The organism is Bacillus sp. FSL M8-0277, assembly GCF_037975305.1.
Lineage (GTDB): Bacteria > Bacillota > Bacilli > Bacillales > Bacillaceae > Bacillus > Bacillus pumilus.
Genome location: NZ_CP150255.1, coordinates 998,998 through 1,017,925 on the forward strand (window position 1 = coordinate 998,998; position 18,928 = coordinate 1,017,925).

The window sequence follows — 18,928 nt, forward strand, 5'->3', positions numbered from 1 at the left end:
GAAGGAATCTGGAATTCAACTAAAGAAAAGTAGGTGCAGCATGGAGTTTTTACTTGTCTTACTGCCAGTGTTCGGCATATTCCTGATCGGGTATATCGGGCAGAAGGCGATTGGTTTTGACATACATACGCTCTCATCAATGTCTTTATATTTAATGTCACCATTTCTTGCGTTTGAAACCTTTTATCAAAACAAAGTGTCGATGGACTATGTGTATTTATCCATTTTTGTTGTCGGACTTTGTCTTGCACTTATTTTATGTGTCTTTATTTTATCTCGTATTTATGGTTATTCGAATGAAACGTATTGCGCCATGATTTTGTCGTCAGCTTTTATGAACAATGGGAACTATGGAACGCCTGTTGTGCTTCTTGTCTTCGGAGCAGCAGGTTTGGATATTGCGATCGTGTTGATGGTGCTGCAGCAGCTTGTCATGAGTACAATCGGCATGTATTATGCAGCAAAGGGCGGAGAGGATGCGGGAGATGGAAAGGTCGTCTTGAAAAAAGTACTGCGTATGCCAGTTGCTTATGGGGCACTCATCGGTCTATTATTTCAGCTGATTGACCTTTCATTACCTAAAGAGCTGATGACGGGTATTCAGCTTGTGGGGAATGCTGCCATTCCGACGATTATGCTTATTTTAGGTATGCAGCTTGCTGTGATTTCTTTTAAGCAAGTGGATTATCGCAATATTTCTTATGCTGTATTGCTGAAGCTGTTTATCTCCCCACTCATTGCATTTGGCTTTACGCTTATTTTACCGGTAGATGATATGGTGAAACAAATTATGATCTTAGTGGCAGCCATGCCGACAGCAGCAAATACCACGCTGATGGCTGTACAATTTCGAACGAAGCCTGAGTTTGTCTCAAGCACGACATTTCTCAGTACAATCTTAAGTATCGTGACATTACCAGTTTTATTATGGATTTTATCCATGCACCCTCTGGGATAGGGGATAGGCGGCAAACAAAGGGGGACATATGAATGAATGTAGATGTTCATTTCCAAGTGAGTGACGTGTTGAAAACGAAGCATTTTGCGCATGCAAAAGTGTTAGCAGGGGAAAAAGGATTGTTTCGGCAGGTCAAATGGATACATGTGTTAGAAGTGCCTGATGTAGAGGATTTATTAAATGGAGGCGAGCTTATATTAACGACAGCCGCAGGCTTCCATGATCAACTGGATGTGTTTCAAGCGTTTTTACGACAGCTGATTGATTCAGGGGCGGCCGGCTTGTGTATTGAATTTGTTCCGCTAAGATTCGAAGTGCCTGAAGAATTACTGACCTATGCAGAAGAGAGAGATTTTCCGCTTATTCTGTTTACAAAAGAAGTGAAGTTCGTCAACATCACGCAGCATCTTCATACGATGATGATCGAGCGTCAGTATCAAATGATGGCTGATTTAGAAGCACTGTCATCAAAGCTAAATGAGCTTTTGCTGACCCCGCATCCGCAAATGGATATTTTGGATCAAGTGTATCAGCACGTAAGGGGGATACTTTTACTCCTCCCTATTCAGGGCGAGCCGATTATTTTATGTGATTCTTCCAAACAAACCGAAGAACTGGTCATGAATTATTTGCAGTTTGCTTCCGTGCCAAAAGGATACGAAGTGACACAAAAACAAGTGCTTGCGCTCAAACAAACATTTGCAGATCTTGTGCTCATTCATCAAGCGGACACGCTCTCTGAATTCGAACTGCTTGTAATGGATAAAGGAGCCAATGCTTTAGCCCAGCAAACATTAAGAGAGCTTTATACAGAAGAGCTGAAGAAGACAAAAGAAAATGAATGGCTGCAAAAATGGTTTCAAGAAGAGCATACAGAACAAGAGATCATAGAGCACCTAGAAGAAACAGAAGGGGTGAAAAAGCCAACTGGCTGCGTAGTCTTGCTCTTTCAAAAACATCATCAAATTGAAAAAATCACAGGGAATCTTTACTTTCTTGTCTCTTGCCGCTCCATTTTTCAGCGTGCTGGTTTCCATCTGATTGCATATGAGCATCAAGAACAAACCTTGTTTATTTTATTAAACACGAGAAAGAAAGAGGACTGGAAAGAGCGTGCAGAAAAGGGTGCAAACGACATCAAACAATTGTATGACCGGGAGCAGCCCCGAGGGGCCGAGATCAATTTTGGTATCGGGCAATATTGTGAAAAATTTCAGCACATGAGAAAAAGCTTTCAAGCAGCCAAAGAAGTGCTGCATTTAAAAAAAGTGATGCCTCATCGGGTGGAAAGTCCATTTTATCAAGATCTACATATGCTCCGTCTCATGCCTATGATGAAGGAAAGCGGTCTGCTTGAATGTATGGTGAAAGAGTATTTAGAGCCCGTGATTGTATACGATAATCAAAATAGCGGAAGACTCTATCAAACGCTAAATATCTTTTTACAGACAAACGGTTCTAAAAAAGAAACCGCAAGCCAGCTCTATATTGTTAGGCAAACCCTCTATCATAGACTGGATAAACTGCATGCCTTGCTCGGTGAGGATATGATGCAGGCGCCGAAACGACAGGCGCTTGAATTTGCGATTCTTGCCTATGAATTCCTGCAAGGAAATCGACGTTAGCAGAGTGTGCTCCATTTTGCCAAGGCATCAAGAAAAGTGTCTTATGCTGGTGCTCAATCAGTTGACGATCTGTCTAATGTAATCGGCCTGACCCCTTTTTTATAATGAAAGTAACGGATTGGTTCTCTCTTACGGGCGGCCTGGTTCCAGTTTCATATGCCTCACGTTTCATCCATATAATGAATGGAGAGGCAATGTGCTGCTGAACTGGTCTAAGCTTCTTTAATGATGAAAACGGATACATGGGGGCGGGAAGATGAAAATACATGAGCAGGCTCAAAATCTTCAGGCAAAAGATGATCAGTTGATCTGGCATCATATGAAAGGAACAAACAAGGAAAATGAAAGTATGGTCATTCACGAGGCAGAAGGCGCATGGGTGACAGATATTCATGGAAATCGTTATTTAGACGGGATGTCAGGCCTTTGGTGTGTAAATGCCGGATATGGCCGGAAAGAGCTTGCAGAAGCGGCGTATAAGCAATTAAAGACAATGCCTTACTATCCGCTTACACAAAGCCACGTGCCGGCGATTCAGCTGGCTGAAAAGCTAAATGAGTGGCTTGGCGGGGACTATGTCATCTTCTTTTCTAACAGCGGCTCTGAAGCCAATGAAGCTGCATTTAAAATGGCCAAACAATATCATACGCAAAAAGGAGAAAGTACTAGGACAAAGTTTATCTCCCGGTACCGGTCGTATCACGGCAATACAGCAGCGGCTCTTGCCGCAACCGGTCAAGCGCAGCGTAAATATAAATATGAACCATTAGGTCAGGGCTTTATTCATGTCGCACCGCCTGATGTGTATCGTCATCCTGAGGATCAAGAGAATCTGGCAAGTGCTATGGCAATAGATCAGGCCATGACGTGGGAACTAAGTGAGACGATAGCTGGGGTCATTATGGAGCCGATCATTACGGGCGGAGGTATCCTAATGCCGCCAAAAGGGTATTTGAAGAAGGTCAAAGACATCTGTGAAGCCCATGGAGCGCTTCTCATTGTAGATGAAGTCATCTGCGGATTTGGCCGGACAGGGAAGCGGTTTGGTTTTATGCATGAGGAAGTAAAGCCGGATATTATCACCATGGCAAAAGGGATCACAAGCGGTTATTTACCGCTTTCTGCAACGTGCGTGAAACGAGAAATCTATGAAGCCTATGCAGGAGAAGATACGTATGACAGGCTGCGTCATGTGAATACATTTGGCGGGCACCCTGCTTCCTGTGCGGTGGCACTTGCCAACCTAGAGATTATGGAAAACGAGCAACTAGTGGAACGGTCCGATACGCTCGGCCGGGATATGCTTGAACGTTTGCAAGAGTTAAAAGAACACCCATTTGTCGGAGATGTCAGAGGAAAAGGATTGCTGTTTGGCATTGAGCTTGTTCAGGATCAACAATCCAAAAAACCAGCTGAGCCACATGTCGTCGGTCAATTGATTGCTGAATGTAAAAAACGCGGACTAATCATCGGGAAAAATGGGGATACAGTGGCCGGCTATAATAACGTTGCCCAGCTTGCACCGCCGCTTAATATAACAGATGATGACGCCTCATTTATCATCAATACCTTAAAAGAAAGCATGGCACAGCTATAGCAGAGAGACTTCTCTGCTTTTTTTATGGAATAAAAGTTTGCTTTTCATCATTTTGAGCTAGTTCTATGAAGATGATGTGAGATGAAATCGGTATTGGGCACACTAGGTGTATTGAAAAATAGAAGAGTTTCAATTACTGTTAGGAGAAGACTGATTCAATACACTTTTGAAGGAGACGGCTTATGAGTTTTCATGATCAACCCATTTTACCTGCTGTACGAAATATGAAGCAATTTGAGGAATTTTTAAAAAGTCCATTTACATATGGTGTTTTACTTGATGTTCACTTAGGCCGGCTTAAGGGCATCATGAATGAGGCAAATGCTCATCACAAAAAAATGTTTGTCCATGTTGATCTCATTCACGGGATTAAACATGATGAGTATGGAACGGAATTTATTTGTCAGGAAATGAAGCCAGCAGGAATTATTTCTACTAGGTCTTCTGTCATAGTAAAAGCCAAGCAAAAAAAGGTATATGCCATTCAGCGAATGTTTTTACTTGATACGAGTGCCATGGAAAAAAGCATGGAGTTCGTCGGGAAACATCGTCCAGATTTTATTGAAGTATTGCCGGGCGTCGTGCCAGATTTAATTACAGAAGTGCGCGAGCGAACTGGGATCCCGATTTTTGCAGGCGGATTTATCCGTACAAAAGAAGATGTAGAAAGAGCGCTTGAAGCAGGGGCTACAGCAGTGACGACCTCAAATACCACCCTTTGGAAAGCGTTCCAAAAGTGAAAAGATAAAATGTGAATATTTATTGACAACGTTTTCATCCTCTGATACTATAGCACTAAGTTAATATCATGTGATGGAGAAATGGAGATCCACAACAACGCTTTACTAGGTGACAAATGACCCTAATGTAAAGTATGTTTGTTGTGGATCTTTTTCTTTATCTTTTCTACACATTCATAGGGGATGGCAACTGAACCAGAGGAGGAATTTTTCATGACACCATTTTGGGGAGAAGTCGTAGGTACAATGCTGCTCATTATTTTTGGAGGCGGTGTGTGTGCGGCAGTTAATTTAAAGAAATCACTCGCATATCAATCCGGCTGGATTGTAATCGCTTTCGGGTGGGGATTTGCAGTAGCCATTGCAGCATATGCAACTGGTGGAATTAGTGGAGCTCATTTAAACCCTGCACTCACAATTGGGCTTGCGCTAGAAGGAAGTTTTCCTTGGGCTGATGTTCCAATGTATATTGTTGGTCAAATGCTTGGCGCATTAATAGGGGCTACTATTGTCTTTTTACATTACTTACCGCACTGGAAAGCAACAGATGATCCAGGTGCAAAGCTAGGTGTATTCTCAACTGGTCCTGCGATTCCGCATACTTTTGCAAACGTACTTAGTGAAGTCATCGGTACATTTGTATTGGTTCTAGGAATTTTAGCGATTGGTGCAAATAAATTTGCAGACGGAGTCAATCCGCTGATTGTTGGTTTCTTAATTGTTGCAATTGGTCTTTCTTTAGGTGGAACAACTGGTTATGCAATTAACCCTGCACGTGATTTAGGTCCGAGAATCGCACATGCGATCTTGCCGATTCCAGGGAAAGGCCCATCGAATTGGAAGTATGCTTGGGTGCCAGTCGTTGGTCCAATTTTAGGCGGCGCATTTGGCGGTGTTTTCTACAATGCAGCCTTTAAAGCGAACGTCACTCCAGCCTTTTGGATTGTAAGCGTTATTTTAGTTGTGGTATTGTTAGGACTCTATATCACTACGAAAAACCAAACAAATGCTGTAAATGAAAGTATGTAAGGGGAGGAAAACATCATGACAAAAGAAAAATATATTCTTGCACTAGATCAAGGGACAACAAGCACAAGAGCGATCTTATTTGATCAAGAAGGCAAAATTGCACATACAACTCAGAAGGAATTTAATCAATATTTTCCGAACCCAGGCTGGGTAGAACACAATGCAAATGAAATTTGGAGCTCTGTTCTATCGGTCATTTCAACTGCTTTAATTGAATCAGGAATTGAAGCAGACCAAATCGCTGGTATCGGAATTACGAACCAACGTGAGACAGCGGTTGTTTGGGATAAACATACAGGCGCACCTATTTACAATGCAATTGTTTGGCAGTCAAGACAAACATCTGGCATTTGTGAAGAGTTAAAAGAACAAGGACACAATGAAACGTTTAGAAATAAAACAGGTCTTCTTATTGATGCTTATTTCTCAGGTACAAAGGTAAAATGGATCTTAGACAATGTTGAAGGTGCCCGTGAGAAAGCAGAAAATGGCGACTTACTGTTTGGCACAATCGATACTTGGCTTATTTGGAAGATGACAGGCGGTAAATCACACGTCACAGATTACTCCAATGCGTCAAGAACATTAATGTTCAACATTTACGATCTGAAATGGGATGAAGAATTACTTGATATCCTTGGCGTACCGGCTTCTATGCTTCCAGAGGTGAAACCATCTTCACACATTTATGGTGAAACAACTGACTATCACTTCTTCGGCAGAAATATTCCGATTGCAGGAGCGGCGGGAGATCAGCAGGCTGCTTTATTCGGTCAGGCTTGCTTTGAAGAAGGAATGGCGAAGAACACATATGGTACAGGATGTTTCATGTTGATGAATACAGGGGAAAAAGCCATTAAGTCGGATCATGGTTTATTAACGACGATTGCATGGGGCATTGACGGCAAAGTTGAATATGCTTTAGAAGGAAGTATTTTCGTTGCTGGCTCAGCGATTCAATGGCTGCGTGATGGACTCAGAATGTTTAAAGACTCGAAAGACAGCGAAGCTTATGCAGAGCGCGTTGAGTCAACAGATGGCGTATACGTCGTTCCTGCATTCGTTGGTCTAGGCACACCATACTGGGATAGTGATGTCAGAGGCGCTGTATTCGGGTTAACACGTGGTACTTCTAAAGAGCACTTTGTCCGTGCAACGTTAGAATCACTTGCTTATCAAACGAAAGATGTGTTAGATGCGATGGAAAAGGATTCAAATATTTCATTAAAAACATTGCGTGTGGATGGCGGAGCTGTAAAGAATGATTTCTTAATGGGCTTCCAAAGTGATTTACTGGATGTGCCTGTAGAGCGTCCAGAAATTAATGAAACGACGGCACTCGGTGCGGCCTATCTTGCGGGAATAGCAGTTGGCTTCTGGAACGACCGTTCAGACATTGCAAAACAGTGGAACCTTGACAAGCGCTTTGAACCTAAGATGGAGGAAGGCAGCCGTGACTCGTTATATAGCGGGTGGAAAAAGGCTGTAAAAGCAGCTCAAGCTTTCAAATAAACCAAAAGTATGATATACTTCAATTAAGTTAATAGAACGGTTGGAGAACTGGAGAGACCGCAGGCACCGAAGTGTAGAAATACGCTTTGGGTGTTTGCGGTCTCTTTTTCTTTACCGTACAACATGGGAGGAACAAGAGATGACTTTTTCTAGCTTAGAAAGAGAACAAATGCTGCAGGAAATGACAAAAAAACCATATGATGTGTTTATCATTGGTGGGGGTATTACAGGCGCGGGTACAGCACTTGATGCGGCTTCACGCGGAATGCGCGTCGGTCTTGCAGAAATGCAGGATTTCGCAGCAGGTACATCTAGCCGCTCAACGAAACTAGTGCACGGTGGACTTCGTTATTTAAAACAATTTGAAGTAAAAATGGTCGCAGAGGTCGGTAAAGAGCGTGCCATTGTATACGAAAACGGTCCTCATGTAACAACACCAGAATGGATGCTTCTTCCGATGCATAAAGGCGGGACATTCGGTAAGTTTTCAACATCCATTGGGCTTAGAGTGTATGACTTTTTAGCTGGCGTCAAGCATAGCGAACGCAGAAGCATGCTGAGCGCGAAGGAAACACTTGCAAAAGAACCGCTTGTGAAAAAGGACGGCTTAAAAGGCGGCGGCTACTATGTTGAATACCGTACGGACGATGCACGCCTCACAATTGAAGTCATGAAAGAGGCTGTGAAATTCGGAGCAGAAGCGGTCAACTATGCGAAAGTAAAAGAATTTATTTATGATAAAGGCAAAGTTGTCGGTGTTGTCATTGAAGATGTCATGACGCAGAAAACATACGATGTATATGCGAAGAAAATCGTCAATGCGACAGGTCCGTGGGTCGATCAACTAAGAGACAAGGATCACTCAAAAGAAGGGAAGCACTTACAGCATACAAAAGGTATTCACTTAGTATTCGACCAATCAGTCTTCCCATTAAAACAAGCGATCTACTTTGACACACCTGATAAACGGATGGTCTTTGCGATTCCAAGAGAAGGCAAAACGTACGTTGGTACAACAGATACAGTGTACAAAAAGCAGCTGGAACATCCGCGTATGACAAAAGCAGATCGTGATTATGTCATCAATGCGATTCAATACATGTTCCCTGATCTCAATATTACAGAAAAAGATGTTGAATCTAACTGGGCTGGTCTTCGTCCACTCATTCATGAAGAGGGCAAAGACCCTTCAGAAATTTCTCGTAAGGATGAAGTATGGACATCATCTTCAGGCTTAATCACCATTGCTGGCGGTAAATTAACAGGCTACCGCAAAATGGCTGAGCATATTGTGAATCTTGTACGTGATGGACTAAAAGAAGAAACAGGCAAAGACTTTGGACCATGTAAAACAAAGCACATGCCAATTTCAGGCGGTCATGTAGGCGGATCTAAAAATATGGCTTCCTTTGTCCAAGCGAAAACAGCAGAAGGTGCATCTGTTGGTTTAACAGAACCGATTGCTCAAAAACTTGCCGAAAAATATGGCTCAAACGTCAGCAGTCTCTTCAAGCGTGTAGAGCAGCTTCAAGGTGAAGCAGACAAACGAAACATTCCAGCGTATGTACTCGCAGAGCTTGTCTATGCAATCGAAGAAGAATTAGCTGTTACTCCTGTCGATTTCTTCTTAAGAAGAACAGGAAGCCTACTATTTAATATCAACTGGGCAAAAAAATATGCACAGCCTGTCGCTGATTATATGGCAGAGCGTTTTGGCTGGGATGAAGCAGTAAAACAGAAGCATCAAACAGAACTAGATCAACTATTCCATGAAGCAGTTGTACCGCTTGATGCTGAATAAAAGAAAAGCCGATCATGCATCGGCTTTTCAGCGTGTAGACAAACCCTCGCATTCTTTGTCAGGTCTGTGCGCCGGTGCTCACGAATGTCAAATTCGCTCCGCTCCGGTGCTCGTCCTTTCTAGACTTCAAGGGTTTTCAGACTACGCTGAAAGGAAGACAAAGAACTAAAATAAAGATCATTTTAGCCCTTTGTCAGCAATAAGTAAAAGCCGATCATGCATCGGCTTTTTTATTTGTTCAGCATTTTCTTCATCTCCCAATGATATAGCATGACATAAAGGATGATTCCATATAAAATAGCAGTAGAGGTTATTTTATTGATGATAAGAGCTGGGAGGACGACCATGAGTTGGAAGACGAATTATGAGCGATGGATCAATGAGAAGCACCTGGATACTGAGTTAAGGGAATGGCTGGAGGCACATCAAGATAATCAACAAGCACTTGAAGACTGTTTCTACAAAAACCTTGAGTTCGGTACTGGAGGAATGCGCGGGGAAATTGGTGCTGGCACGAACCGAATGAATGTGTACACGGTTCGTAAAGCATCTGCAGGTCTTGCTGCGTATATTGCGAAACATGGAGAGGATGCAAAAAGAAGAGGCGTCGCCATTGCATATGATTCACGCCATAAATCGCCTGAATTTGCGATGGAAGCAGCCAAAACACTTGCCTCGCAGGGCATCCAAACATACGTGTTTGACGAACTGCGTCCAACACCGGAGCTTTCCTTTGCTGTTCGAGAGCTGAATGCATTTGCTGGGATTGTCGTAACAGCAAGTCATAATCCACCAGAATATAATGGCTATAAAGTATATGGAGAAGACGGTGGACAGCTGCCGCCACTTCAAGCAGATCAAGTCATTCAAGAAGTAGATGCAATAGAAAATGAACTGTCGATTTCAGTTGATTCAGAAGAAACGTTAAAACAACAAGGGCTGATCAACATGATCGGAGCAGAAATCGATCATGCTTATATTGAAAAATTAAAAACCATCAGTGTGCACCCTGAGCTGGCAGATGAGGTCGATGTCAAAGTCGTTTTCACACCGCTTCATGGTACGGCCAACGACCCTGTCCGAAAAGGGCTTCAAGCTTTAGGCTATCAGCATGTAACCGTTGTACCTGAACAGGAAAGACCAGATCCACAATTTTCAACAGTGACATCGCCAAATCCAGAGGAGCATGCAGCATTTGAGTATGCGATCAAGCTTGGCGAAAAGCAGAATGCCGATATCCTCATTGCAACAGACCCAGATGCGGATAGGCTAGGTATTGCGGTCAGAGATCAAGATGGAGAGTTTACCGTCCTAACAGGCAACCAAACAGGAGCCCTATTGCTCCATTATTTATTGTCTGAAAAACAAAAGCTTGGTCAGCTGCCGCCTCGTCCCGTTGTGATGAAAACGATTGTCACAAGTGAGCTTGGGCGTGCTGTTGCTTCAGCATTTGGTGCCCATACGATTGACACGCTTACTGGTTTTAAATTTATCGGTGAAAAAATCAAGCAATTCGAAAAGAGCGGAGAATACACGTTTCAATTCGGGTACGAAGAAAGCTATGGCTATTTGATCGGTGACTTTGCTCGAGATAAAGATGCGGTGCAAGCAGCGCTGTTAGCTGTCGAAGTCGCTGCTTTCTATAAAAAACAAGGCAAGTCCTTGTACGATGCGCTAGTTGATATTTTCAAGGAGTTTGGATTTTACCGAGAAGGGTTAAAGTCGTTAACCTTAAAAGGGAAAGAAGGAGCAGAGCAAATTTCAGCGATCCTTCATACCTTTAGAACAAATCCGCCACCTGCTATCGCGGGTCAGCGCATCACTGTCATCGAGGATTACCAATCAAGTCAAAGATATCTGATTGCCGAAAAGAAAGAAGAAACCATTCACCTTCCAGCATCAAACGTGCTGAAATATTTCCTTGAGGATGGTTCGTGGTTCTGCTTAAGACCGTCCGGAACTGAGCCTAAAGTGAAATTTTATATTGCTGTCAAAGGTACATCGTTAACAGATAGCGAAGAAAAGCTGAAGCATTTGTCAGAAGAAGTGATGAAAGTCGTTTGTGAAATTGTGGAAGAAACAGCTAAATAAACAAACAAGGCCATTGTGTGAATACATGATGGCTTTTTCTCCATCAAAAGGATGAGAAAAAATCATCCTTTTAGCGAAAGAACCGGCAGAATGCTCATGATATAATGAGCGTAATGAAAAGAGAAGGCAGCAAATGCCGGGGGTAAACAGTATGGGAGAATATCAAGAGAAGGTTGAAACATTAAAAACGCTAAAAGAAATTGCTGAAAAGCTAAATGAAGGCTTGGAAATAAAAGATACGCTTCATGAAGTGCTCCATATGCTGATGGATGTCACAGGCTTTCATTCCGCATGGATTTATTTTATAGAAAAAGACGGCTCGTACGAACTGATGGCAGAGGTCTCCTTACCAGAAGCGCTGGCAAAGCATCAAAAGCAGCTCATGTGCCAAAACGATTGCTATTGCATCAATCGATACACAAAGGGCTCACTCCAATCAGCCACAAACATTATGAATTGTAAACGCATCGAAACGGCGGTTAAAAAGCAGCTTGGGGATACTGAAGGAATTACACATCATGCGACGGTTCCCCTCAAAGCATGTAAGCGTACGTTCGGGTTATTGAATGTGGCGGCAAAAGGAAAAGTCACATTTACGCAAGAAGAATTGAACTTGCTTGAAAGCATTGCGCTTCAAATTGGTACCGCCATTCAACGGATGAAGCTTGTGCAAAACGAACATCAGCATGCTCTTTTGGAAGAAAGAAACCGGCTTGCACAGGACTTACATGATTCCGTTAACCAAATGCTATTTTCAGTCAGCCTGACTGCTAAAGCCGCCCGTCAAATGACAAACGATCAGAATCTAGGGGAAATGATTGATTTTATTCAGCATTTGTCACAAGATGCACTGGTTGAAATGCGTTCACTCATTTGGCAGCTAAGGCCAAGAGGACTTGAAAAAGGATTCACAACAGGGATTCAGGAGTATGCAAAACTTTTAGGATTACGCTGTACATTATCGTTATCAGGTTGTATGGAGATGGATCATACTCAGCATGAAACGTTGTTTCGGGTATGCCAAGAAGCGCTGAATAATTGTCAAAAACATGCGGAAGTAGAGGAAGTTAAAGTCCAGCTTGAACAATCAAAAGACACGTTTGAGATGAAAATCATCGACCACGGTAAAGGGTTTCAGTATGACGAGCAAATGAGCCTCCCTTCTCTTGGTCTGAAAGGGATGTCTGACCGTATCAAAAGAGCTGGTGGAACATTTTGTATAGAGTCTGAGCTCGGTAAAGGGACCACTATTCAAGTGAAGGTGCCATTTTCTCAAGAAAGGAAGGGGTCGTCATGAGAGTTGTCATTGCAGATGATCATCATATTGTGAGAAAAGGGCTTGTGTTTTTCCTGCAGACACAGCCTGACGTCGAAATTGTTGGTGAGGCTTCTAATGGAGAAGAAGCATTAGAAATTGTCAGACAAACGCGACCTGACATCGTTCTCATGGATTTATCGATGCCTGTAATGAATGGCATTGAGGCAACGAAACAAATGACGCTGGAAATGCCTGATACCCGCATTGTGATCCTGACAAGTTATGCGGATAAAGATTATGTTATTCCCGCCATTCAAGCAGGGGCAAAAGCCTATCAGCTCAAGGATGTAGCGCCAGAAAAACTTCTTACGACAATGATTGACGTACAAAAGGGCACCTATCAATTAGATGGTCATATCACCAATTTTCTTGTGCAGCATTTGACTGAGCCAAAAGAGCAAAAATGGGAGTTAATGAAAGAGCTGACCAATAGAGAGCGAGATGTCTTATTCGAAATTGCAAAGGGGAAAAGCAATAAAGAAATTGCCTCATCCTTGTTTATTTCTGAAAAAACTGTCAAAACGCACGTATCTCATGTATTATCAAAACTAGAGCTGGCAGATCGTACCCAAGCGGCTCTGTATGCAGTGGATTATCAAAAAAGTCAGCCTAAAGAGCTGCTATAACAGAAGGGAATTTAGTCGTTATGCTAAAACTTTTAAGCGCACATTCAGTTCAATGAATTGAATAAAAAGAGCACGGTTGTTGGTTTATTTGACGTGCCCTTTTGCGTGAAAAGAGAAGCATGTTCAGTCTAATTTCTAAAAGTAGAACGATAAAAGACTTGATGAGTATATGCTCATCAAGTCTTTTTTTTATTTTGAAGGGGTGATAAACCGGCTGACTAAAGGTGAAATGATAAAAGGAGGAAATGAGCATGGAGACATATGAATTAGTGAGTGATTATCGTCATAATGAAAAATTGAAAGAAAGCTTTAATAAGCTAGCGATCAATACATTTGATTTGGATTTTAGTGACTGGTACAAAAGAGGGTATTGGGATAAAAAATATATTCCTTATTCCTTTGTCCATCACGGGAAAGTGATCTCAAACGCTTCCGTTTACCTCATGTCACTGATCATTGATGGAAAAACGTATCGAGCTGTTCAAATTGGCACGGTGATGACGGATCAAGCCTATCGCCATAAAGGATTAGCGACAAAGTTAATGGAGCATATTATGGATACGTACGAACATGATTGTGATTTGATTTTTCTTTTTGCCAATGAAACTGTACTGGATTTTTATCCAAAATTCGGCTTTACACGGTACCACGAAAGTGAGTTTAGTCTAGATATCAGCAAAAGCGCCATTCATATAAAAAAGGACATGCGTCTCAAGCAGCTGACATTGGAACATGACCTGCCATTACTTGAACAGTTCGCAGAAAAACGCCAAACGGGCTCAAAGAAATTAGACGCTAAGCATCATGGCAGCTTATTGATGTTTTATTTTACATTGGTTTGGCCGGATGCCCTTTTCTATATTGAAGCGTTGGATACGATTGTTCTGATGAATGAAGAAAATGAAACCATACATGTCTTTGATATCATTTCTCTCGAGCCACAAAATATAGAGGAAGTTGTTGCACATATTGTGAATGAAACGACGGAAAAAGTGATGTTCTATTTTACACCTGATACGTCAATCGACGGCTTACACTCGGTGAAGGCACCAAATGACGAGGATGCGCTGTTTGTTTATACAAAACAAGATTGGGTAAAAGGCCACTTTATGCTTCCAATCACTGCGCACTGCTAAATGTATGTAAAAAGGCTGATAATCAGCCTTTTTCTTTATGTGTACATCGGTTGTGAATAAACTTCAGAAGCAGCGGCCTCTGAAGCATGGTCAATGTACTGCAGGAGCCCATATAAACATTTTTCAACATCAGCATCGTTCCGGTTAAATTGATACGCGTGTAAGAAATGCTCAATACGTTTCGAGAGCAAGTCATCTTGCGTACGTACCATAAGAATAAGTAAATTATCCCATTGCGAGCGATGCGTATAATAAAGTGCTTTATCATAATCCGCCACATTCATCAAACCTTCTCCTTTCCCTTGAGAAGTCCTCATTAGTTTGCTCGGAACATATCGACATTTTCAGGGGAAAAGTTGGTGTCCGCATCAATCGTGTACCGGGAATTATAGGCTGAATAAATGCTTCATGTATGAAAATGGATCGATCAGCACAACATAAACAAAATATACATGAAAGTGAGATCAATGATATCATGCAGCCGAAATGGTGGGTGCCTTTTGCAGCGGGAATGGTTTTGTTTGGCAGTTTCATGATCCATCCTGCAACAAATGCAGCGATGCAGCCTGTTGAAAATTGGGAAAGACTTGCGTACACAGCGTTGCAAGAGGAATATGAAGGCGCCGCTTTAAACGATTATCAATATATCGGGCGTACACAAGTAAATGAAGATCAGACAAAGGATGTTTTTCGCGTCACAGTGAAGGAAGGCTCAACGCTTTTTGCTGCGCATGCAGAAATCTATTTTCACCCGGTGACCGGTCATTTGATTAGTATTAACGTATTCCGGTTATAAAAAAAGCACCTCTTTATTAGAGGTGCCCAGCGTGTAGACAAACCCTCGCATTCTTTGTCAGGTCTGCGCTTCGGTGCTCACGAATGTCAAATTCGCTCCGCTCCGGTGCTCGCCCTTCCTAGACTGCAAAGGTTTTCTATCACGCTGAAAAGAAGACAAAGGGCTAAAATAAAAATCATTTTAGCCCTTTGTCTACAATCTGAGCACCTCTTTATTAGAGGTGCCCTTTCCGGATCAATTATTTCATGCTTCCTTGAAGGTATGAGCGGATATCCACGCCAAGTGAATCGGCTAATCGTTGTCCGTAATCTTCATCTGCACGATAGAAGTTGCAGATCGCAAGTAATTTTGTTTTGTCATTTACGTCTTTCAGGTCAGCTGTTAAATTTTTGATCAATGCTTGTTTCTCTTCTTCTGAGTAGCTTCGATATTTTTCCCCAGCTTGTTTGAAATCGTTTGGTTTTTCAATTTTTTGTCTCACCATACGGTCACCGTGAAGAACTTGTTCACTTTCTTTGTAGTGAGGATTTTCTTTTGGCTGATCATCGTAACGGTTTGGTTCATAGTTAATATGACCGCTTGGACGAGTCGTTGTCATAAAGCCATCCTGCTGATTATTGTGTACAGGTGCATAAGGACAGTTCACCGGAATGCGCATATAGTTGGCACCAAGACGATGACGCTGCGTATCTGGATAAGAGAACAGACGACCTTGAAGCAATTTATCTTCAGATGCTTCAATTCCTGGAACAAGTGCACTTGGTGTGAAAGCAGCTTGCTCTGTTTCAGCAAAGAAGTTCTCAGGATTGCGGTTCAGTGTCATGCGTCCTACTTTTTGAAGCGGGTAATCTTCTTCGCTCCATGTCTTTGTTGGATCACATGGATCATAATCAAGATCATCATAATCGCTAAGCGGCATCAACTGAACATATAAGTCCCATGCAGGGTAGTTGCCATTTTCAATGCGGTCATATAAGTCTCTTGTCGCATGCTGGAAATCATTCGCTTGGGTTTCTGCTGCTTCTTCCATAGATAAATTACGAATACCTTCTGAAGGTCTCCAGTGATATTTCACATATTTTGTTTCACCATATTTGTTGACCCATCTAAATGTATGCACACCAGAACCGCGCATTTCAGCGTAGCTCGCAGGGATTCCTTCATCAGAGAAGAGCCATGTGAGCATATGAGTGGATTCAGGTGTTAAGGTCATAAAATCCCAATAACGGTCAGGATCTTGGATATTGGTTACAGGATCTGGCTTGAGAGAGTGAACCATATCAGGGAATTTCAATGCATCACGTATAAAGAAGATCGGCAAGTTGTTACCAACTAGATCATAGTTGCCTTCTTCTGTGTAAAATTTGACAGCAAAGCCGCGCGGATCACGCAATGTTTCAGGTGAACCTTTAGGATGAATAACTGTTGAGAAGCGAACAAAAACATCTGTCTGTTTTCCTTCTTCACTTAAGAAGGCTGCTTTTGTATGTTTCTCCATACTATTTTCAACTTCAAACACACCATAAGCGCCGGCGCCTCTCGCATGAACAACACGCTCTGGAATACGTTCACGATCGAAGTGTGCAAGTTTTTCAATCAAATGGTAATCATCAAGAAATGTAGGTCCGCGGTGACCAGCTGTTCTTGAGTTTTGGTTATCGCCAACAGGTACGCCTTGGTTCGTTGTCAAATTTTTATGATTTGAATTTGTCATTCTTTTCTCCTCCTGTAAACAAAAAAATGGTTTCTAGCAATCTATATACCCTAATTATATTGAATCAAACATGATAGTCAATATTTATTTATAATAATTTTAAATTAATTATTATTACAAGAAGGTAAAGAAAAAGACGAAAGAATAGAATTCTTTCGCCTAAAGGAGGAGCTCTCTAAGAGCATCTTTGTTTTGAGTTAAGTCTTTTAATGTGTATTGGTCAAGAACGCGCAAGTAAGCAGTAAGTGCTTCATGAAGTACATGCTTTAATGAACAAATCGGGGAAATGATACACCTGTTTTTCCTTGGATCAAAGCATTCAACCATGACTAAATCATCCTCTGTATAACGGACAACCTCTCCAATGTTAATGCTTTCTGGGCTTTTCCCAAGCCTAATTCCGCCATTTCTTCCACGGATCGTTTCAACATAGCCGCGTTTTCCAAGATGATAAATCACCTTTGTCAGATGATTTTTAGAGATGGCATAAACATCGGCGATCTGCTGAATATTTGACAGTTCATTGTTCTCTCTTGATGCTAAATAAATGAGTACTCTTAATGAGAAATCTGTATAATTCGTTAGTTTCATTTTGACGACCTCTAAACCTGATAGAGTTTTGTATCATCGTAACACATTTTAGACAAAAACTGTTCGAGAAAGTGTTAAATGTGTCAATATTTAAAACATGTATTATAAATATTGCTTTTATAAGCTGTCATCCGTTACGATAAAGATGTATTTAAAATACATCTTTTGAAAGAAGGAATGACGATGTTATCTATAGATCAAATGAATGCTATTAAACAATCAGCCCCTCTATTAAAAGGCGAGGGAACCAACCTTGTGACTGTTTTTTATCAAAATATGATTCGTCAGCATCCAGAGCTACTCAATCAATTTAATCAAACAAACCTCATGAACGGAAGTCAGCCAGAGGCGCTTGCTGCGACACTATACCAAGCTGCACTGCACATCGATCGATTAGAAGAATTACTTCCTGCGGTCAAACAGATTGCCCATAAGCATGTCAGTGTGATGGTCAAAAAAGAGCAATATCCAATCGTCGGATATTACCTAATTGAAGCGATGAAAGAAGTGTTTGGTTTAACGGAAAAAGATGACACGCTTTTAGCTTGGAAGGCCGCATATGACATCATTGCAAATATTTTTATCACGATTGAAGCAGAAATGATGGAGGTGAATGTAAAGCAACCAGGTGGATGGGCAGATGTGAAGCCGTTTGTGATAAAGAAAAAGGTACAGGAATCTCCAGCGCTGATCTCCTTTTACTTAGTACCAGAAGATGAATCAGAGCTGCCAATGTTTGAAGCAGGTCAATATATTACGGTTCAGGCAGATATGCCAGGTGAGGCTTATATGTGTAGCAGACAATACAGCTTATCAGATCAGCATCATCCATCTTATTACCGCATCACAGTGAAGCGCGATGGTCATGTGTCTACATTTTTGCATGATGAAATGGAAGAAGGAGACGTTCTTCAAGTGAGTATGCCGCAGGGAATGTTCTGCTTGCAAGAAGCCACAAAAGAGCCTGTTTATTTCATTAGTGTTGGTTCTGGAGTCACGCCAATGATCGGTTTATTGAAAACAGCAGCGCAAAACAGCCATCCATTTACAATGATTCATGCAGATCGATTAGAGGATGTCACCGCTTTTGAAAATGAATTTGAAAGCGTTCTAACATCAGCTCCGCATGGCCGCATCATCTTATGTAATGAACAATTTGCGAAGTCTGGTAAGGGTGAGCTTGTTGAAAAGGCAGCTTCCCGCATTGACCGTCCATTCCTTCAATCAGTGGTTGGAGAAGGGAAAGGCCAATTTTATCTATGCGGATCCCCGGTGTTTACACAGGAGATGATTTATATACTAAAAGAGCTGGGAATTCCAGAACAGAATATACATTTCGAGTCATTCGGCGGGCAATCCACGAAAGAAATGGAAGTCGTCTAAACGAATGGAGG

Annotated in this window: 16 protein-coding genes; 13 read left to right on the forward strand and 3 right to left on the reverse strand. The window is 41.9% G+C overall.

Going from position 1 to position 18,928, the window contains the following annotated elements; genetic code table 11:
• The first annotated feature begins 40 nt into the window (after positions 1-40).
• The 11 genes from MKZ05_RS04825 to MKZ05_RS04875 all read left to right on the forward strand — a co-directional run bounded on the left by MKZ05_RS04825 (position 41) and on the right by MKZ05_RS04875 (position 14,433).
• Complete coding sequence (locus MKZ05_RS04825) at positions 41-958, forward strand: AEC family transporter (RefSeq protein ID WP_003212117.1); 918 nt, start codon at positions 41-43, stop codon at positions 956-958.
• Positions 959-990: 32 nt separating this feature from the next.
• Positions 991-2,583: a PucR family transcriptional regulator ligand-binding domain-containing protein gene (locus tag MKZ05_RS04830; protein ID WP_339161625.1), complete on the forward strand. Its 1,593-nt coding sequence runs from the start codon at positions 991-993 to the stop codon at positions 2,581-2,583.
• A gap of 256 nt (positions 2,584-2,839) precedes the next feature.
• Positions 2,840-4,180 carry an aspartate aminotransferase family protein gene (locus MKZ05_RS04835; RefSeq protein WP_339161627.1) on the forward strand — a complete coding sequence of 447 codons (1,341 nt, stop codon included), beginning with the start codon at positions 2,840-2,842 and terminating at the stop codon, positions 4,178-4,180.
• A gap of 182 nt (positions 4,181-4,362) precedes the next feature.
• Positions 4,363-4,920, forward strand: a complete 558-nt coding sequence (locus tag MKZ05_RS04840) for a glycerol-3-phosphate responsive antiterminator (RefSeq protein ID WP_003212480.1) — start codon at positions 4,363-4,365, stop codon at positions 4,918-4,920.
• Positions 4,921-5,133: 213 nt separating this feature from the next.
• Positions 5,134-5,949 (forward strand): MIP/aquaporin family protein, encoded by an 816-nt coding sequence (locus MKZ05_RS04845; RefSeq protein ID WP_003211784.1) that lies wholly within the window; start codon positions 5,134-5,136, stop codon positions 5,947-5,949.
• Positions 5,950-5,964: 15 nt separating this feature from the next.
• A complete protein-coding gene (glpK, locus tag MKZ05_RS04850) occupies positions 5,965-7,461 on the forward strand; it encodes a glycerol kinase GlpK (RefSeq protein WP_003212099.1) in 1,497 nt (498 codons plus the stop codon).
• A gap of 139 nt (positions 7,462-7,600) precedes the next feature.
• On the forward strand, positions 7,601-9,262 hold the full coding sequence (gene glpD / locus MKZ05_RS04855; protein WP_113386892.1) for a glycerol-3-phosphate dehydrogenase: 1,662 nt from the start codon (positions 7,601-7,603) through the stop codon (positions 9,260-9,262).
• Between the two features lie 345 nt (positions 9,263-9,607).
• Positions 9,608-11,353, forward strand: coding sequence for a phospho-sugar mutase (locus MKZ05_RS04860; protein WP_339161629.1), 1,746 nt, complete (start codon positions 9,608-9,610; stop codon positions 11,351-11,353).
• Positions 11,354-11,504: 151 nt separating this feature from the next.
• Positions 11,505-12,650: a GAF domain-containing sensor histidine kinase gene (locus MKZ05_RS04865; protein WP_106035894.1), complete on the forward strand. Its 1,146-nt coding sequence runs from the start codon at positions 11,505-11,507 to the stop codon at positions 12,648-12,650.
• A complete protein-coding gene (locus MKZ05_RS04870) occupies positions 12,647-13,297 on the forward strand; it encodes a response regulator transcription factor (RefSeq protein WP_003212112.1) in 651 nt (216 codons plus the stop codon). Before MKZ05_RS04865 ends, MKZ05_RS04870 begins: the two co-directional genes overlap by 4 nt.
• Before the next feature lie 251 nt (positions 13,298-13,548).
• A complete protein-coding gene (locus tag MKZ05_RS04875; RefSeq protein ID WP_050945425.1) occupies positions 13,549-14,433 on the forward strand; it encodes a GNAT family N-acetyltransferase in 885 nt (294 codons plus the stop codon).
• 35 nt (positions 14,434-14,468) lie between these two features.
• Here MKZ05_RS04875 and MKZ05_RS04880 read toward each other — a convergent pair whose 3' ends face one another.
• Positions 14,469-14,717 carry a YhdB family protein gene (locus tag MKZ05_RS04880; protein WP_024426598.1) on the reverse strand — a complete coding sequence of 83 codons (249 nt, stop codon included), beginning with the start codon at positions 14,715-14,717 and terminating at the stop codon, positions 14,469-14,471.
• A 128-nt stretch (positions 14,718-14,845) separates the two neighbouring features.
• On the opposite strand from MKZ05_RS04880, the gene MKZ05_RS04885 reads away from it, so the two are divergent.
• Positions 14,846-15,229, forward strand: a complete 384-nt coding sequence (locus MKZ05_RS04885; protein WP_226804858.1) for a YqzG/YhdC family protein — start codon at positions 14,846-14,848, stop codon at positions 15,227-15,229.
• 238 nt (positions 15,230-15,467) lie between these two features.
• Here MKZ05_RS04885 and MKZ05_RS04890 read toward each other — a convergent pair whose 3' ends face one another.
• A complete protein-coding gene (locus tag MKZ05_RS04890) occupies positions 15,468-16,943 on the reverse strand; it encodes a catalase (RefSeq protein ID WP_050945423.1) in 1,476 nt (491 codons plus the stop codon).
• Between the two features lie 159 nt (positions 16,944-17,102).
• On the reverse strand, positions 17,103-17,534 hold the full coding sequence (locus MKZ05_RS04895) for an Rrf2 family transcriptional regulator (protein ID WP_339161632.1): 432 nt from the start codon (positions 17,532-17,534) through the stop codon (positions 17,103-17,105).
• 183 nt (positions 17,535-17,717) lie between these two features.
• Here MKZ05_RS04895 and MKZ05_RS04900 point away from each other — a divergent pair, with 183 nt between their 5' ends.
• On the forward strand, positions 17,718-18,917 hold the full coding sequence (locus tag MKZ05_RS04900) for a globin domain-containing protein (RefSeq protein WP_253622778.1): 1,200 nt from the start codon (positions 17,718-17,720) through the stop codon (positions 18,915-18,917).
• Positions 18,918-18,928 lie beyond the last annotated feature (11 nt).

Bases quoted from the DNA above. Each gene is read 5' to 3' on its own strand.
- MKZ05_RS04880 (WP_024426598.1), bottom strand. From the start codon at position 14,717: ATGAATGTGGCGGATTATGATAAAGCACTTTATTATACGCATCGCTCG.
- MKZ05_RS04875 (WP_050945425.1), top strand. From the start codon at position 13,549: ATGGAGACATATGAATTAGTGAGTGATTATCGTCATAATGAAAAATTG.
- glpD (WP_113386892.1), top strand. From the start codon at position 7,601: ATGACTTTTTCTAGCTTAGAAAGAGAACAAATGCTGCAGGAAATGACA.
- MKZ05_RS04870 (WP_003212112.1), top strand. From the start codon at position 12,647: ATGAGAGTTGTCATTGCAGATGATCATCATATTGTGAGAAAAGGGCTT.
- MKZ05_RS04830 (WP_339161625.1), top strand. From the start codon at position 991: ATGAATGTAGATGTTCATTTCCAAGTGAGTGACGTGTTGAAAACGAAG.
- MKZ05_RS04885 (WP_226804858.1), top strand. From the start codon at position 14,846: ATGAAAATGGATCGATCAGCACAACATAAACAAAATATACATGAAAGT.
- MKZ05_RS04835 (WP_339161627.1), top strand. From the start codon at position 2,840: ATGAAAATACATGAGCAGGCTCAAAATCTTCAGGCAAAAGATGATCAG.
- MKZ05_RS04890 (WP_050945423.1), bottom strand. From the start codon at position 16,943: ATGACAAATTCAAATCATAAAAATTTGACAACGAACCAAGGCGTACCT.
- MKZ05_RS04895 (WP_339161632.1), bottom strand. From the start codon at position 17,534: ATGAAACTAACGAATTATACAGATTTCTCATTAAGAGTACTCATTTAT.
- MKZ05_RS04900 (WP_253622778.1), top strand. From the start codon at position 17,718: ATGTTATCTATAGATCAAATGAATGCTATTAAACAATCAGCCCCTCTA.
- MKZ05_RS04865 (WP_106035894.1), top strand. From the start codon at position 11,505: ATGGGAGAATATCAAGAGAAGGTTGAAACATTAAAAACGCTAAAAGAA.
- MKZ05_RS04825 (WP_003212117.1), top strand. From the start codon at position 41: ATGGAGTTTTTACTTGTCTTACTGCCAGTGTTCGGCATATTCCTGATC.
- MKZ05_RS04840 (WP_003212480.1), top strand. From the start codon at position 4,363: ATGAGTTTTCATGATCAACCCATTTTACCTGCTGTACGAAATATGAAG.
- glpK (WP_003212099.1), top strand. From the start codon at position 5,965: ATGACAAAAGAAAAATATATTCTTGCACTAGATCAAGGGACAACAAGC.
- MKZ05_RS04860 (WP_339161629.1), top strand. From the start codon at position 9,608: ATGAGTTGGAAGACGAATTATGAGCGATGGATCAATGAGAAGCACCTG.
- MKZ05_RS04845 (WP_003211784.1), top strand. From the start codon at position 5,134: ATGACACCATTTTGGGGAGAAGTCGTAGGTACAATGCTGCTCATTATT.